This window comes from Chromobacterium alkanivorans, from assembly GCF_016937655.1.
Classification (GTDB): Bacteria; Pseudomonadota; Gammaproteobacteria; order Burkholderiales; family Chromobacteriaceae; genus Chromobacterium; species Chromobacterium alkanivorans.
Window position 1 is genome coordinate 389,341 of sequence record NZ_JAFHKL010000002.1, and the last position, 14,957, is coordinate 404,297.

15 protein-coding genes are annotated in these 14,957 nt (G+C 64.1%); 4 read left to right on the forward strand and 11 right to left on the reverse strand.

Going from position 1 to position 14,957, the window contains the following annotated elements; genetic code table 11:
- Positions 1 to 170: 170 nt before the first annotated feature.
- From JW897_RS05375 to JW897_RS05385, 3 genes are all read left to right on the forward strand, one after another.
- The gene (locus tag JW897_RS05375; protein WP_205465403.1) at positions 171 to 1,571 is read left to right on the forward strand and encodes a CoA transferase; all 1,401 of its coding nucleotides are present in this window, start codon (positions 171 to 173) and stop codon (positions 1,569 to 1,571) included.
- Positions 1,572 to 1,641: 70 nt separating this feature from the next.
- Entirely contained in the window at positions 1,642 to 2,391 is a 750-nt protein-coding gene (locus JW897_RS05380) for an MgtC/SapB family protein (protein WP_043593006.1), read from the forward strand.
- A 106-nt stretch (positions 2,392 to 2,497) separates the two neighbouring features.
- Positions 2,498 to 3,517 carry a hypothetical protein gene (locus JW897_RS05385; protein ID WP_205465404.1) on the forward strand — a complete coding sequence of 340 codons (1,020 nt, stop codon included), beginning with the start codon at positions 2,498 to 2,500 and terminating at the stop codon, positions 3,515 to 3,517.
- 63 nt (positions 3,518 to 3,580) lie between these two features.
- Here the strand turns inward: JW897_RS05385 and flgL are convergent, their stop codons facing one another.
- The 11 genes from flgL to flgB form a co-directional block, all read right to left on the reverse strand.
- Entirely contained in the window at positions 3,581 to 4,504 is a 924-nt protein-coding gene (gene flgL, locus JW897_RS05390) for a flagellar hook-associated protein FlgL (protein ID WP_048413938.1), read from the reverse strand.
- Positions 4,505 to 4,514: 10 nt separating this feature from the next.
- On the reverse strand, positions 4,515 to 6,296 hold the full coding sequence (flgK, locus tag JW897_RS05395; protein WP_048413939.1) for a flagellar hook-associated protein FlgK: 1,782 nt from the start codon (positions 6,294 to 6,296) through the stop codon (positions 4,515 to 4,517).
- Between the two features lie 81 nt (positions 6,297 to 6,377).
- On the reverse strand, positions 6,378 to 7,364 hold the full coding sequence (flgJ, locus tag JW897_RS05400) for a flagellar assembly peptidoglycan hydrolase FlgJ (protein ID WP_205465405.1): 987 nt from the start codon (positions 7,362 to 7,364) through the stop codon (positions 6,378 to 6,380).
- 94 nt (positions 7,365 to 7,458) lie between these two features.
- Positions 7,459 to 8,544 (reverse strand): flagellar basal body P-ring protein FlgI, encoded by a 1,086-nt coding sequence (locus JW897_RS05405; RefSeq protein WP_275899837.1) that lies wholly within the window; start codon positions 8,542 to 8,544, stop codon positions 7,459 to 7,461.
- Positions 8,545 to 8,616: 72 nt separating this feature from the next.
- Positions 8,617 to 9,297, reverse strand: coding sequence for a flagellar basal body L-ring protein FlgH (locus JW897_RS05410; protein WP_205465406.1), 681 nt, complete (start codon positions 9,295 to 9,297; stop codon positions 8,617 to 8,619).
- A gap of 61 nt (positions 9,298 to 9,358) precedes the next feature.
- The gene (gene flgG, locus JW897_RS05415) at positions 9,359 to 10,141 is read right to left on the reverse strand and encodes a flagellar basal-body rod protein FlgG (protein ID WP_205465407.1); all 783 of its coding nucleotides are present in this window, start codon (positions 10,139 to 10,141) and stop codon (positions 9,359 to 9,361) included.
- A gap of 71 nt (positions 10,142 to 10,212) precedes the next feature.
- Positions 10,213 to 10,956, reverse strand: coding sequence for a flagellar basal body rod protein FlgF (locus JW897_RS05420; protein ID WP_205465408.1), 744 nt, complete (start codon positions 10,954 to 10,956; stop codon positions 10,213 to 10,215).
- A 17-nt stretch (positions 10,957 to 10,973) separates the two neighbouring features.
- Positions 10,974 to 12,218 (reverse strand): flagellar hook protein FlgE, encoded by a 1,245-nt coding sequence (flgE, locus tag JW897_RS05425; RefSeq protein WP_048413945.1) that lies wholly within the window; start codon positions 12,216 to 12,218, stop codon positions 10,974 to 10,976.
- A gap of 36 nt (positions 12,219 to 12,254) precedes the next feature.
- Positions 12,255 to 12,965 carry a flagellar hook assembly protein FlgD gene (locus tag JW897_RS05430; RefSeq protein ID WP_053077327.1) on the reverse strand — a complete coding sequence of 237 codons (711 nt, stop codon included), beginning with the start codon at positions 12,963 to 12,965 and terminating at the stop codon, positions 12,255 to 12,257.
- Between the two features lie 19 nt (positions 12,966 to 12,984).
- Positions 12,985 to 13,395, reverse strand: coding sequence for a flagellar basal body rod protein FlgC (gene flgC / locus JW897_RS05435; RefSeq protein WP_019102824.1), 411 nt, complete (start codon positions 13,393 to 13,395; stop codon positions 12,985 to 12,987).
- On the reverse strand, positions 13,395 to 13,808 hold the full coding sequence (flgB, locus tag JW897_RS05440; RefSeq protein WP_048413947.1) for a flagellar basal body rod protein FlgB: 414 nt from the start codon (positions 13,806 to 13,808) through the stop codon (positions 13,395 to 13,397). The genes flgC and flgB overlap by 1 nt, the downstream gene beginning before the upstream one ends.
- A gap of 301 nt (positions 13,809 to 14,109) precedes the next feature.
- On the opposite strand from flgB, the gene JW897_RS05445 reads away from it, so the two are divergent.
- Positions 14,110 to 14,907, forward strand: a complete 798-nt coding sequence (locus tag JW897_RS05445; RefSeq protein WP_048413948.1) for a response regulator — start codon at positions 14,110 to 14,112, stop codon at positions 14,905 to 14,907.
- Positions 14,908 to 14,957: the final 50 nt, after the last annotated feature.

The window sequence follows — 14,957 nt, forward strand, 5'->3', positions numbered from 1 at the left end:
CTATGTGCTCCAGAAGTCAGGTTGGTTGGTCCGGCATCGCTGCCGTTACCCTCACAAGGCGGCCGCCGCGCGACAAACTTAAATCGCGGTCGATGTGAAAAATCACATTGCTTGACGCGCCCCGCCGACTGTTGAAAGATCAAGCTCATAGCCACCGCCGCCCTGTCCCCATGCCCGCACTGAACGGCCAACAGGCCCTGGCCCAGCTCTGGGCCGCCGCAGCCCTCGATCCCTCCGCGCTGGAGCGCGCGCAGCTGCCGGCAGGCGCCGCGCCGCTGCCTTCGTCCTTTGCCGTCGGCTCTCTGGCCCAGGCCAGCATCGCCGCCAGCGCGCTGATGGCGGCCGAACTCTGGCGCCTGCGCGGCGGCGAGGCGCAGAGCGTCGCCGTCGATCTGGCCCACGCCGCCACCGAGTTCCGCAGCGAGCGCTATTTGCGCGTGGACGGCGCGCCGGCCCCCGAATTATGGGACGCCATCGCCGGCCCTTATCGCTGCGGCGACGGCCGCTGGCTGCGCATCCACACCAACTTTCCCCACCATCGCGACGGCATCCTGCGGCTGCTGAACTGTCGCCACGACAAGGACAGCGTGGCCGCCGCCTTGCAAGACTGGCAAGCTTTCGATTTCGAGCAGGCCGCCGCCGACCGCGGCCTGGTGGCGACGGCGCTGCGCAGCTTCGACGAATGGGACCGGCATCCGCAGGGCCAGGCCGTCGCCGCCCTGCCCTTGCTCGACATAAGGCGGATAGGCGATGCGCCGCCGCTGGCCCGCCCCTTTGCGCCCCGCCCCTTGCAAGGCATACGCGTTCTGGATCTGACCCGCATCATCGCCGGCCCGGTGGGCGGCCGCACCCTGGCCGCGCACGGCGCCGACGTGTTGCGCATCACTTCGCCGCGGCTGCCGTCCATCCTGCCGCTGGACATCGATACCGGCCGCGGCAAGCGCAACGCCGAGCTTGATTTGCGCCAGACCGCCGACGGCGAGCGACTGCGGCGCCTGCTGGCCGAGGCCGACGTCTTCGTTCAGGGCTACCGGCCCGGCGCTCTCGACGCGCTCGGCTTCGGCCCGGAACAAGCCGCGCGCCTGCGGCCCGGCATCGTCTACGCCTCGCTGTCCGCCTACGGCCATGCCGGTCCCTGGGCCGCACGACGCGGCTTCGACTCGCTGGTGCAGACCGCCAGCGGCTTCAATCATGCGGAAGCCGCGGCATTCAGCGGCGAGCAGCCGCGCACCTTGCCGGCCCAGGCGCTGGACCACGCCGCCGGCTACCTGCTCGCCTTCGGCGTCGTCGCCGCGCTCGCCCGTCAGATGCGGGAAGGCGGCAGCTGGCAGGTGCAGGTTTCGCTGGCGCGAACCGGGCTCTGCTTGCGCCAGCTCGGCGCCGACCAAGCCGCTTGCGCGGCGGCGGACCCCGGCCTGGAGCAAGTCGCGCCCTGGCTGGACGACTATGCGTCGGGCTTTGGAAGCTTGCGCGCCGTCCGCCACGCGGCCCGGCTTTCCCTGACGCCGGCGCACTGGGCGCTGCCCTCGATGCCGCTGGGCGGCCACGCCGCCGAATGGCTGCCGCGCTGAACCGACAGTGGCGCGCGCCGGCGCAACTTGCTATCGTCGGCGCTCCGGCCCAAGCGCCAACGGAGCATGCATGGATATCTCCTTCGCCGAACTGATCAGTCAGTACTGGTCCACCCCCAAGTGGGAAATCAATTTGCTGATCACGCTGAACCTGTTGGGCGGCCTGCTGCTGGGCTGTCTGGTGGGCTACGAGCGCTGGTTCAATGGCCGCGCCGCCGGCATGCGCACTTACGGCCTGGTGTCGATGGCCTCGGCCGCGGCCATCAGCATCGTCGGTTATTCCGGCTACTGGTACGGCGGCCTTTATCCCGACATGACCCACGGCGACATGACGCGGGTGGCCCAGGGCGTCTTGACCGGCGTCGGTTTCCTTGGCGCCGGCATGATCATGAAGGAGGGCCTGACCATCAGCGGCCTGACCTCGGCCGCCTCGATCTGGATGTCCTCGGTGATAGGCATTCTGGTCGGCGTCGGCTTCTACGCCGCCGCCATCGCCATCACCCTGCTGTGCGTGCTGTGCATGCTCTCCATCAATCAAATGGAGAACCGGCTGCCGCGCCGCTTCAGCCTGTTCATCGTCATCCGCTTCAAGCCGGAATACCAGTGGACGGTGCAAACGCTGAGCGCAGGCCTGCTTCGCTTCGGCGTGCGTCTGCACGAGGACAGCATCGCGCTGAACGCCGGTCCGGACGCCACCGAATGGAGCTTTCTGGTCTCCGCGCAAAACCGGCGCGACCTGATCAATGTCGTCGACCTGTCGCGCGAGATCATGCAGATCGACCATATCGAAACCCTCAGCATCCAGCCTGCGCGCAACTGAAGCTCCGGCCTGGCCGGCCGCCGCCGGCTAGGTGTTTCCACGCCATCAAGTTTCCCTCCGGATTGACGATATCTGTTCACCTACACTTCCTGTTCCGGAGCCTGCAATGCGAGTCGCGTCCATGGCGCTGTCGATGAGCAGCCAATACAGTTTCAGTCAAAGCCTCACCGTTCAACAACAAAGCCGCGCCTGGGTACAACTCCCTCCCGCCTCCGCCCCTGCGAAATCCTCCTCCGACGTCAGCCTGAGTCCCGACGGCGTCAACGCCAGCGCCAAGGACAAGGAGTTCTCCGATGGCATGACGCCGATGCTGGGGCTGATCAAGGACATTCTGGAAAAAGTGCTGGGCGTCAAATTCAAAGTGGTTGACGGCACTTTGCAAAGAGACGACGGCAAGGAGCAGCCATCCGCCGACTCGCGCCCCGCGCGCTCCGGTCAGTCTTCGGCGCCGCAGCAACTGCTCGTCGGCGGCGAACTCAAACAGACCGTCGACTATCAGGAAAGCGAAAGCCTGGCGTTTTCAGCCAAGGGCTCGATCAAGACCCAGGACGGCCGCGAATTCAACTTCGCGCTGGACGTGCAAATGAGCCGCAGCTTCGAATACCACAGCAGCAACACCATCCAGTTCGGCAACGGCAACGCCACCGACCCCCTGATGCTGACCCTGGGCAACGACGCCGGCAGCTTCAGCGGCGCCAGCGTCAGTTTCGACCTGCAAGGCGCGGGCAAACAGACCCAGTTGCCCTTCGTCAACAATGGCGGCTGGCTGGCTCTGGATCGCAACGGCGACGGCAAGGTCAACGACGGCAATGAACTGTTCGGCACCCAGTCGGGCAACGGCTTCGCCGATCTGGCCAAGCTGGACGGCAATGGCGACGGCGTGCTGGATGACGGCGACGCCGCGTTCGCGCAGCTGAAACTCTGGTCCGGCCGCGACGGCGACAAGGACCAGCTGATGGGTCTGAAGGAGTTGGGCATCGGCGCCATCCTGCTGCCCAGCGTGGACAGCCCGTTCAGCATCAAGAACGCCGACAACCAGTCCCAGGCCGACATCCGCCGTTCCGGCGTCTATCTGACCGAAGACGGTCGCGCCGGCCGCATCAGCCAGGTGGACATCTACGGCTGAATCGGCCCCGCGCCAACGACAAAGGCCGCTTGCGCGGCCTTTGTCGTGTCCGGCTAACGCCGGTCAGGAAATATAGTTGAACAGCGAGAGCTGGGTCACCTTGTTGTAGGTCAGCTGGCTGTACTTCAAGGAAGTCTGCGCCAGGGTGAAATCAGAGATCGCCTGCGGCATGTCCAGATCCTGCAAATCGCCGATGCTGCTGGCGTACTGCAGTTTCAGGCTACCACCGACATTCTGCATATTGTCGTTCTGCTGGCCGCGGGCGCCGATGGACGCCAAAGACAGCGACATCTGCTGCTGAGCCGAGTCGATGGCGTTGATCGCGCTGTTCAGCTGGGTGCCGAAGTTGGCGGGTTTGGGATTCTGGCCCAGCAGGGTGTTCAACTGGATCAGGCCGTCGAAGGCCGCGGTGGCGCTGCCGCCCGGCGTGCCGAACACCGTGCTGCCCGGATCGGAAATCGTCATCTGCTGCGAGGCGCTGATCTGCACGCTGCGCTGGCCGGTATCGCCTTGATATGTCGCCGGCGGCACCGCCGACAGGCTGACGGTGAAGGGCAGCGTATCGGTCTTGTTGCCGCTGAACAGATAGTTGCCGCGGCCGTCAGTGGAGTTGGCGTAAGTCGTCAGCTCGGTGATGCCCTCCTGCAGCTGCTTCTGGATCGCCTGCAGCTCGGTTGGGCTCAAGGCGCCGCTGCCGGCGGAAATCGCCAAACTCTTCATGCTGGCCATCAAATCCGACGAACTCTTGATCGCGGTTTCGGACAGCGACAGCCAGGAACTGACCGCCTGGGTATTGCTGATGTACTGGCTGTTCTGGCCCTGCGACTGGCTGATCAGCAGAATGCGCGCCGCGGCGACCGGATCGTCGGCCGGCGTCACTACCCGCTGCTGATTGTCGATCTGCATGGTGAGCTTGTAGATGCTGGCCTGCAAGCTCTGCATATTGTTCAGGCCGGACTGATAAATGTTGTTGGAGCTGATACGCATCGGTCTCTCCTTAGCCCATCAGGTTCAGAATGCTGGAGAAGGTGGTTTGCGCCACCTGTATCACCTTGCTGCATGCCTGATAGGACTGTTGATACTTGATCAGATTGGCCGCCTCCTGATCCAGGCTCACCCCGGTGACGTTGGACAGGCTTTCCGTGGTTTGCTTCAAAGTATTCAACATCGCCGCGGACTGTAGCTGCGCGGTATTGGTCTGATTGCCCACCGAGGCCACCAGCGTCGAATAATAAGAGCCGTAGGACTGATTGCCCACCAGCTTGAGGTTCTGCTGCGCCAGCAGCTCGCGCAAATTGGTGTTGTCGCCCGGCGGCGGCTTGGTGCCGGCCGGGGCTGGGCCCACGGTGAAGGTCTGGCCGTTGACCGGCGCGCCGGACAGCTGAAAGCTGACGCCTACGTCCACCGGCGGCACCGCCGTGGTCTGCAGCTTGAAGCTGTTGCTGGCGCCGCCGCCCGCCGGCACCACATTGTAAGGGCCGCCGCCGTTGGGGCCGGCGATGGTGGCGGTCATCGTCGCCGGACTGCCGGTGGCGGTAATGGTCATCCCGGTCATGCCGATGGACGGGTGCGTCGTGGTGCTGGGAAAGACCGGCGGCACGCTGTTGATGCTGCCCGCGTACCCGCCCGGCAGCGTGGCCCACACACCGCTCATGGTGACGCCGTTGCCGCCTGCTCCGCCGGTGGACACCATATTGGACGCGGTGGCCAGTTTATTGGGGTCGCCCATCAGCACTTGCAGATTGCCGGCCGCGTTCTGCGGATTGGAGGCGTAGCTGCTCAGATCGTTGAAAATGGGCTGACCGGCGGCGCCGGTGTTGTCGACGCCCAGCTGGTTCTGATAATTGATCGAAGCGGAAAAGTTGATCGCCATCGTGCCCAGCTGCTGCCGCGCCTGCAGCAAGGGACCGTCGCGGAAGTTCAGCAAACCGCCCAGCTGGCCGCCGGAAACCAGATTGTTCGGAATCGCCGTCACCGTGCCGTTGGGATTGTTGAACACCAGCTGCAAGGTGGTGGGATCGCTGGCCAAGGGCTGCGTGGCCAGGGTGTTGGTCTGACCGCCGGTCACCAGGGTCTGACCGTTGCCGATATAGACGGAGTAAGTGCCGTCCGCCTGCGGCACCGCCTTGGCGCTGACCAGCTTGTTCAACTCCAGCATCGCCTGATCGCGCTGGTCCATCAGCGTGTTGGGCTGCGCGCTCAACTGATTGCCGCCGGTCAATGCGGCGATTTCGGTGTTGAGACTGGCGATCTGCGAAGCCAGCGCGTTGATACTATCCACCGTGGTCTTGATCTGGCCGTTGGCGCCGGACTGCAGCTGTTGCAGCTGTCCGTCGATGGTGGCGAACTTGGTGCTCAGCGCCTGGGCCATGTTCAGCACGGTCTGCCGGCTGGGAATGGCGTCCGGCTGCTGCGACAGCGTCTGCATCGCGCCGAAGAAATCCTGCAAGGCGGGAAGGATGGAAACGTCGGTCGACGCCATCAGATTGTTGATCTGATTCAGCTGCTTGACCTGGGTGCTGTAATAGCTGCTGTTGGTCTGCGCGGTTTGCACCTGGCCGGACAAGAATTTGTCATAGGTGCGCAGCACATTGGTGACGTCCACGCCCTGCCCCAGGAAACCGAAGCCCTGGTATTGCGGCGTGCGGCCGGCCTGGGTGATGTATTGAACGTTGTATCCCGGCGTGGAGACGTTGGCGATGTTGTTGCCGGTTACCGACAAAGCCGTTTGAGCCGCATTCAGTCCGCTCACGCCGATCGAGAAAATATTGGAGCTCATGATTTACCTCTGTTTGCTTTATCGGCCCGGCGCGCCGAAACTTGACCCTGAAGCGCAAGCTCGGCCGCCGCAGCCTTGTTCTTAACTGCGCGTGGTTTGCTGCGCCAACGTCGCCGCCACGTCCACCAGCTTGCGCGCGTAGCGCGGATCGGTGGCGTAGCCGCCGGATTGCAGCGCATGCGCGAAGCCGTACATGTTCTGCCCCTGGTTCAGCGCGCTCTTGTAGCGCGGCGAATCCTTCAACAGCCGGGCGTAGTCGCCGAAGGCCTCGGCGTAAGAGCCGTAGGCGCGGAATTTTTCCACCCGCTTCTGCGCGACTCCGCCCTCGTATTCAGTGGTCATCACGCTGACCGTGCGCCCCTGCCAATCCCCGCTGGCCTTGATGCCGAACAGATTATGGCTGTTGCTGCCGTCCGGGTGGCGGATCGCCCGCTTGCCCCAGCCGCTTTCCAGCGCCGCGTGCGCAACCACGGCTTCCGGCGCCACGCCCAACTGAGCCGCGGCCGTGCGGGCGTGCGGCAACATTTCGGCGGCGAAGTCGCGGCTGCCGCCCTTGCCGGCCGCCTCGGCCTTGGCCTGACCGGCCGGAGCCGCCAAGGTCAGCGCCGCGCCGGCGGTTTGCTGCGCTTCCTGGTAGGCCTGCAGAGCCTTGGCGCCGCCGGCCGGCCGCGCGGCCAGTTGCGGCCCCGGAGCGGCGTAAATCGTGCGCGCGCTCTTATCGTCCGGATCGAAATTCGATTGCTTGGCGATCTGGCGATACAGCATGTCGCCCAGGCCCAGGCCGCCGTTGGAGCTCAAGGCCTGAGTCAGCTGCTGATCGTACAGGCCCTGGTAGGTGCTCAAATCGTTGGACTCGCCTTCCGGGTCGAACTTGGTCTCGCGCATGCTCTTGAGCAAGGTGCTCATCAACAAGGCCTCGAACTGCGACGCCGCCTGCCGCGCCGCGCCCTTGGGATCCTTGATCGCCTGCGCTCGCAACTCGTTCAGCTGGTTCGGATCCACGGCCAGCTGCCGGTTTAGCAAATCGTTGGCGCTCACGGCGCCGGCACTGATGGACTGAATCGTCATTTCTCGCTCCTGGAATCCAGCCAAAAGCAAGATTCGGGCCAGAAAAAAAAGACGGCCGCCCGGCCGTCTTTTTCCTTGCCGTTCTCGCGGCGCGTCAGATGATCTGAAGATCCGCTTTCAGCGCGCCGGCGGACTTCATCGCCTGCAGAATGGAAATCAGGTCCTGTGCGTTCGCGCCCAGCGCGTTCAGCGCCGCCACCACTCGCGACAGATTGGCGCCGTTGGGCACGCTGATCAGCTTGCTGCCTGGGGTGTTGATGCTGATGTCGGCCTGATTGGTCACCGTGGTCTTGCCGCCGGACAGCGGGTTGGGCTGGCTCACTTGCGGCGTGTTGCTGACCGTCACCGTCAGATTGCCGTGCGACACCGCGCACGGCGCCAGGGTCACCGCCTGATTCATCACGATGGAGCCGGTGCGGGCGTTGATGATGACGGTGGGGGAAACATCTGCCGGGTCGACGGCAATATTTTCCATCTTGGCCAGAAACTGCACGCGCTGGTCCGGGTCGAACGGCGCGCGCACTTCGATCAGCCGACCGTCCACCGCGCGCGCGGTGCCCTGGCCGAACGATTTGTTGATCGCCTGCACCACGCGGTTGGCGGTGGTGAAATCGGACTCGCGCAGCTCCAGATTGATGAATTCGCCGGAGCCCAGCGCGGTGGGCACTTCGCGCTCCACCGTGGCGCCGGCCGGAATGCGGCCCACACTGAGCTGATTGATCTGGGCGGAGCTGCCGCCCGCCGAGGCGCCGGCGCCGCCGACGACCACATTGCCCTGCGCCATCGCGTAGATCTGTCCGTCCGCGCCCTTCAGCGGCGACAGCAGCAAAGTGCCGCCGCGCAGGCTCTTGGCGTCGCCGATCGACGAAGCCGTCACGTCTATGGTCTGCCCCTGCCGCGCGAACGGCGGCAAGGTCGCGGTCAGCGTGACCGCCGCGATGTTTTTGGGATCGAGCTTGGTGCCGGGCGGCACTTGCACGCCCAGCTGGTTCAGCATATTGGACATTGCCTGGCCGGTGAACGGCGAGGACGTGACTTTGTCCCCGCTGCCGTCCAGGCCCACCACCAGGCCGTAGCCTATCAGCTGGTTGGGACGCACTCCGCCGACATTGGTCAGATCCTTCAAACGCTGCGCCGCCATGGCCGGGAACAGGGCCAGCGCCAGCAGCATCGCTAACATCAATCGCTTCATTTCTCGCCCGCTTTCAGCCCGTCGCGCCCGCCAGATGGCCGCGCCCGGGCCGCTAATTCGTTAAATCGGCAGTATGCTCATGAAAAACTTGGTCAACCAGCCCGGCTCATTGTACAGCCGGTGCGTGCCCTTGGTCTGCTGCTCGATGCGGGCGTCCGCCACCTTGAGCGAAGACACGCTGCGATCCGCGCTGATGTCGCGGGGGTTGACCACGCCGGACAGGCGGATGGACTCAGTGTCGCTGTTCACGCGCACGACTTTCTCGCCGCTGATCGACAGATTGCCGTTGGGCAACACCTCCAGCACCGTGACGGTGATGGAGCTGACGAAGGAGGTGGCCACCTTGTTGTCGCCCTTGCCGGTATTGTTGGCCGAACCCGTACCGCCAAAATTGGCGCCGGCCAAACCGCCGGCGGCGCCGCTGGGCAGGAAGGGAATCTTGATGCCGGCGTTGATGCTGCTGTTCAGGCCCGAGGTGCGGGTGTTGGTGGTCTGCTCCGACGCCGATGTCGACGAGTTTTCCTGGATGTTCACCGTCAGGGTGTCGCCGACATAGCCCGGCATCCGGTCCTGGAACAAGGGCCGGTAGCTGGCCGTCTGGAAAATCGAGCCGTTGCTGGGCATGCTGACCGGCTGCGGCTGCGGCCGCGCGCTGGTGGGCTGCTGCACCAGCGGCGGTTCCTGGGTCACGCAAGCGCTCAAGAACGCGGCCAGCAAGGCCGCCATCGCCATCGCTTTCATGAAACACCTCGTTTATTCATTTCAATCGGCGGCCATCGGCGACGGCCGCCACGCTACATTATTACAATTGGCTCAGCTTCTGCAGCATCTGGTCCGCGGTGGTGATCGCCCGCGAGTTCATTTCAAACGCGCGCTGCGCGGTGATCATGTTCACCAGCTCTTCGGTGACGTTGACGTTGGACGCCTCCACGAAACCGGAACGCACCGCGCCGCGGGTATCGGTCTGCGGATCGCCGTCCTGCGGATCGCCGGAAGACGCGGACTGCAAATACAGATTATTGCCCACGCTCTCCAGGCCCTGCGGGTTGATGAAGGTGGTCAGCTGGATGGTGCCCGCGGTTTGCGCCGCCGGGTTGTTGGGCAAGAAGTACTGCACCACGCCGGCGGTGGACACCGTAATCTGGTTGGCGGTACTGGGAATATTGATATTGGGGTTCAGCGGATAGCCGTCCGGATTCACCACGTCGCCGTTGGAGTTGCGCTTGAACTCGCCGTTGCGGGTATAGGCGGTGGTGCCGTCCGGCAGCTGGATGCGGAAGAAGCCCTCGCCGGCGATCGCCATGTCCAGCGGCTGCCCGGTCTGGGTCATATTGCCCTGGGAGTGGATGCGGGCGGTGGCCACCGCCGCCGAACCGGTGCCCACCTGCAGGCCGGTGGGCGTGGTGTTGCCGTTGGCCAGCTGCGCGCCGGGCTGGCGCAGGGTCTGGTAATACAAGTCCTCGAAAATGCCGCGGCTGCGCTTGAAACCCACGGTGTTGACGTTGGCCAGGTTGTTGGACACCACGTCCAGTTGAAACTGGCTGGAATCCATGCCGGTCTTGGCGATGTACAGTGCGCGCATCATGGCTTGTTTACCTCGTCTCCAGAACCGCGCCGCCTCTGTCGAGCCGCCGCGGCGAAATCTTATATTATAGTTTAGCCGTTGGTGGACAACAGCTGAGCCGCCTGCTGATCGCCCTGCTGGGCGGTCTGCATCAGGCGGACGTTGAGGTCGTACTGGCGGGCATGGGAGATCATCTGCACCAGGCTTTCCACCGAGTTGACATTGCTGGCCTCCAGCATTTCCGGCACCAGCTTGACATTGGCGTCGGCGGCCGCGTTGCCGCCGCCGTTGACGCGGAACAGGCCGTCCTCGCCCTTGTACACGTCCTTGGGGCCGGGGTTGACCATCTTGATCTGCCCGACCAGCTGCGGGGTGCGCACCGCGCCGGACAGCGGAATCGCCACCACCGAGCCGTCTTCGCCCAATTGAATGCGGGAACCGGTGGGCACCACGATGGGACCGCCGTCGCCCATGATGGGCAGGCCGGAGCGGGTGCGCATCATGCCGGTGGCGTCCAGCACATAGCCGCCGTCGCGGGTATAGGCCTCGTTGCCGTCCGGCGCCTGCACCGCGAAGAAGCCTTTGGAACCGATGGCGAAGTCGCTGATGTTGCCGGTGTGCATCAGGCTGCCCTGGCTCAGATCGTGGCCCACGGTGTTGTCCACCACATAGGTCCGCGTCGGCGCGCCCTCGCCCACCACCGGCAAGGCGCGGAAGGCCACCACGTCGGCCTTGAAGCCGTTGGTGTGCACATTGGCCAGATTGTTGGCGGTGGTGGCCTGCTGCCACATCACGTGCTTGGCGCCGTTCATCGCCAGGTAAAGCATTCTATCCATCGCGCGCGCTCAGCTCATCAGATGTTCAGCAGGGTCTGCACCAGGGTGTCCTGGGTCTTGATGGTCTGCGCATTGGCCTGGTAATAACGCTGCGCGGTAATCATATTGACCAGCTCCGCGGTCAGGTCGACGTTGGAGTCCTCCACCGCGCCGGCCTGGATGGTGCCGGTATTGCCGGCGCCGGGCGCATTGTAGGAGGCGATGCCGGAATCGTAGGTCTGCGCCCACAGATTATTGCCCTTGGACTGCAAGCCTTGCGGATTGATGAAGTTGGCCAGCGCGACCTGGCCTATGGTCTTGGTCTGGCCGTTGGTGAACGTCGCCTGGATGATGCCGGAGGACGAAATATTGATGCCCTTCAGGTTGCCGGGCGCGGAGCCGTCTATGGTCGGCGGCGTGGTCACGCCAAAGTTCTGCCCCACCTGGGTGGAGCCGGTGAAGCTGAAAGCCACGGTCTGCGGCACCGCCGAGCCGTTGAGCGGGCTGGGGGTGAAGTTGATGTTGAACGGTCCGGGCGTGGTCAGCACGCCGGAGGTGTTGAAGGTCAGCGAAAAATTATTGCTGTTGGGCGGCGTGTTATTGGCCGGATTGCCATCCACATAGGCGGTCGCGGTCCAGGTCCGGCCGGCGGCGGTGGGCGCGCCGGCGACATAGTACATGGTCACCTGGTGTGGGTTGCCCAGCGAGTCGTAAACCGTATTGGTGTTCGACCAGTTGTAGGAAGACGAATTGGTCGGATCCAGCGGCGCGACGGTCGGCACCGTGCTGCGCGAGTCCAAATTGACGCCGAGGGTGGCCTTGGTGGTGGCTTGCGGCGACACCAGGTTGGAGTTCAGCTGTATTTTGCTGACCTGCCCCTGGGAGATGTTGCCGGCGGCGTCGGCCTGCCAGCCCTGCAAGAAGTTGCCGTTGTTGACCACGTAGCCCTGGTTGTTAATCTGGAACTGGCCGTTGCGGGTATAGGACAAGGTGCCGTCCGGCTGGGCCACGGTGAAGAAGCCGCCGTTGTTGATCGCCAGGTCCAGGCTGCGGCCGGTGGTGGTCACGTTGCCGTTGCTCATGTTCTGCGTCACCGCGGCCACCTTGACGCCGATGCCCGGCGTGGTGGTGGCGATGCCGTACAAGGTGTTGCCGTACATGTCGGCGAACTCGGTGCGCGAGCTCTTGAAGCCGACGGTATTGGCGTTGGCCACGTTGTTGCCGATGGTGTCCAGCTGGGTGGAGGCGGCGTTCAAGCCGCTCAAGCCTTGTTGAAAGCCCATGATGTCAGTCCTTGAAGTCGAATGAGGTCGGTGGGATTAGGCGGTCATCTGCGCCACGTCGCCCAGTTGGGCGCGGCTGCCGTCCGGCAGCACCAGCTCGGGGACGCCCTGGTCCCAGGCCACCGCGGTCACCGTCTGCGTGTTGTAGGCCACGGCCGTGGTGCTGCCGTTGGCGCTGGCCTGGGTCACGTCGGCGCTGAAGCTGTATTTGCCGGCCGGCACCACTTCACCCTTGTCGTTCTTGCCGTCCCAGCTGAAGGTATTGACGCCGGCCACCGGCTTGTCGATGGTCATGGTGCGGACCACATTGCCGTTGGCGTCCTTGACGCTGACTTTCACAGTCTGCGCCGGGCCGTTCAGCAACACGCCGGCCGGGGAGGTGCCGCCATCAGGCGGCTTGGGCAGATCGCTGCCGGCCACCAGCACCTTCTTGCCTATCATGCTGGACGCCATCAGCGACTGGGAGGCCGCCTGCGCGCCGATCAGCGCCTGCATGGACTGGTTCAGCTGCTGAATGCCGCCCACCTGGCTGATCTGCGCCATCTGGGCCGTCATCTGGCTGTTGTCCATCGGGTTCATCGGGTCTTGGGAACGCATCTGAGCCACGAACAGTTTCAGAAAAGTACTCTGAATGTCGCTGGCGCTGGAGCCCACCACGCCGGAATTGCTCTTGCTGCCGTTGACGCTGCTGTTCGGATTAGTCTGAGTCTGACTATTCAGTACGTCATAAGGATTTGCGCTAGCCATCGCCGTTACTCCTCTCGCCTCACTGGCCCAGCTGCAGCACTTTCTGCTGCAGCGTCTTGGCCGTATTCATGATTTCGACATTGTTCTGATAGGCGCGGGAGGCGGCGATCATGTCGGCCATCTCCTCCACCGGATTCACGTTCGGCATCGTCACGTAGCCGCGCTGGTCGGCCAGCGGATTGCCCGGATCGTACTTGAGCCGCGGCGGGGTCTGATCCTCCACCACCGCGGTCACGCGCACGCCCGCCACCTGCGGCTGCGCCGCGGTCACCGGAATCGCGGTGAACACCGCGTGGCGCCCTTTGTAGGGCTCGCCGGTGGAGCTGGTCGAGCTTTCCGCGTTGGCGATATTGCTCGCCACCAGGCTGAGACGCATCGACTGCGCCGACATCGCCGACCCGGAAATGGAAAACACATTGGACAAAGACATCAGCTATTGCCTCCCTGGCCCTGGATCGCCGAACTCAGGCCGCTGATCCGCTTGTTCAAAAAAGTCAGCGTCGACTGGAAGCGGACCGCGTTCTCGGCGAAAGCCGCGCGCTCCACGTCCATGTCCACGGTGTTGCCGTCCACGCTGGGCTGCACCGCCGCGCGGTACTGCAGCGCGGCGCCGTTGCCCGCGCCGCCTGCGCCGGCGAGATGGCGGGCATCGGTCAGATTCATCGCCAAACGACCCTGCGCATCGGTTTGCGCCTGCAAGGCCTTGCCGAAGTCGAAATCCACCGCTTTGTAATTGGGGGTTTCGTCATTGGCGATATTGCTGGCCAGCACCTCGGTGCGATAAGCCCGCAAATTCAGCGCTCGCTGCTGAAAGTCGAAATGTTTGGCGATTTTGTCTAGCATGTCAGCCTCCTTGAGGCGACGTTAAAGCAGGAAGCGTGCCAAGCCGATCAAACACGCCAGCGCATTGATTTTTCTAGGCAATCCGCCAAACCACCAACCACTGATGGCCAAACGGCAACAATGAGCGGCAAGATTTGCCGCCTCCGGCCGAAGCGACAGATTTTGCTTGCCGCACCGCGCAATTCGTGCCAAACCAACATAAGAACCATTGAAGACGCGTCCGGAATCGCCGACACTCATGCATGGGCCGACGGCGGCGGACGGCTTTGAGAAAATAGAGAAGACAGGCGGGGGAAGAGGCATGCTGGAAGTACAACATTTAATCGTCTCGCTGGCGGAACCGTCTCACGTTCAGGCGCAGATCATCAGCAAGGCGCTGGGCGAGATGGGCATCTCCAAGGTGGAGACCCACCCCAATGGCGAAGCGCTGCTCAGCCGCGCGCGCGAGTCGCGCCCCGACCTGGTGATCAGCGCTTACTATCTGCCCGACATGACCGGCCAACAATTGCTGCAGCAGATGCGCGAAAGCGCCGACCTCAGCGGCATGCCCTTCATTCTGGTCTCCAGCGAAACCAATCCGGAGCGGCTGGAGCCCATTCGCCAGGCCGGCAGCCTGGGCATCCTGCCCAAACCCTTCACCAGCGGCCAGCTGGACGAGGCGCTGGCCAACGCGCTGGACTTCATCAACACCGAGAGCCTGGCCATGGAGGTGGACACCGATCTGGCCAACGTCCAGGTGTTGATCGTGGACGACAGCCAGACCTCGCGCCGCCACGTTCGCGCCGTGCTGGAACGCCTGGGCTTCGAACACTTCACCGAGGCCGCCAGCGGCGCCGACGCGCTGCCGCTGCTGGAGAGCGAAAGCTTTCAACTGATCATCGTCGATTACCACATGCCCGGCATGGACGGCTGCGAACTGGCGCGCCACATCCGCCAGAACAGCGCCCAGGGGCGCACTCCCATCCTGATGATCACCAGCGAGACCGACCACGACCGGCTGGCCGAGGTGGAAGCGGCCGGCGTCTCGGCCTGCTGCGACAAGCCCTTCTCCACCAACAAGCTCAGAGATACCATCCGCGAACTGCTGCAGGAATACTGAGAATCCGCTCAAAGTCCGCTGCGCCTTGCGGGGCGCAACGCGCGCATTCC

Bases quoted from the DNA above. Each gene is read 5' to 3' on its own strand.
- JW897_RS05375 (WP_205465403.1), top strand. From the start codon at position 171: ATGCCCGCACTGAACGGCCAACAGGCCCTGGCCCAGCTCTGGGCCGCC.
- JW897_RS05380 (WP_043593006.1), top strand. From the start codon at position 1,642: ATGGATATCTCCTTCGCCGAACTGATCAGTCAGTACTGGTCCACCCCC.
- JW897_RS05385 (WP_205465404.1), top strand. From the start codon at position 2,498: ATGCGAGTCGCGTCCATGGCGCTGTCGATGAGCAGCCAATACAGTTTC.
- flgL (WP_048413938.1), bottom strand. From the start codon at position 4,504: ATGCGTATCAGCTCCAACAACATTTATCAGTCCGGCCTGAACAATATG.
- flgK (WP_048413939.1), bottom strand. From the start codon at position 6,296: ATGAGCTCCAATATTTTCTCGATCGGCGTGAGCGGACTGAATGCGGCT.
- flgJ (WP_205465405.1), bottom strand. From the start codon at position 7,364: ATGACGATTCAGTCCATCAGTGCCGGCGCCGTGAGCGCCAACGATTTG.
- JW897_RS05405 (WP_275899837.1), bottom strand. From the start codon at position 8,544: ATGTTAGCGATGCTGCTGGCGCTGGCCCTGTTCCCGGCCATGGCGGCG.
- JW897_RS05410 (WP_205465406.1), bottom strand. From the start codon at position 9,297: ATGAAAGCGATGGCGATGGCGGCCTTGCTGGCCGCGTTCTTGAGCGCT.
- flgG (WP_205465407.1), bottom strand. From the start codon at position 10,141: ATGATGCGCGCACTGTACATCGCCAAGACCGGCATGGATTCCAGCCAG.
- JW897_RS05420 (WP_205465408.1), bottom strand. From the start codon at position 10,956: ATGGATAGAATGCTTTACCTGGCGATGAACGGCGCCAAGCACGTGATG.
- flgE (WP_048413945.1), bottom strand. From the start codon at position 12,218: ATGGGCTTTCAACAAGGCTTGAGCGGCTTGAACGCCGCCTCCACCCAG.
- JW897_RS05430 (WP_053077327.1), bottom strand. From the start codon at position 12,965: ATGGCTAGCGCAAATCCTTATGACGTACTGAATAGTCAGACTCAGACT.
- flgC (WP_019102824.1), bottom strand. From the start codon at position 13,395: ATGTCTTTGTCCAATGTGTTTTCCATTTCCGGGTCGGCGATGTCGGCG.
- flgB (WP_048413947.1), bottom strand. From the start codon at position 13,808: ATGCTAGACAAAATCGCCAAACATTTCGACTTTCAGCAGCGAGCGCTG.
- JW897_RS05445 (WP_048413948.1), top strand. From the start codon at position 14,110: ATGCTGGAAGTACAACATTTAATCGTCTCGCTGGCGGAACCGTCTCAC.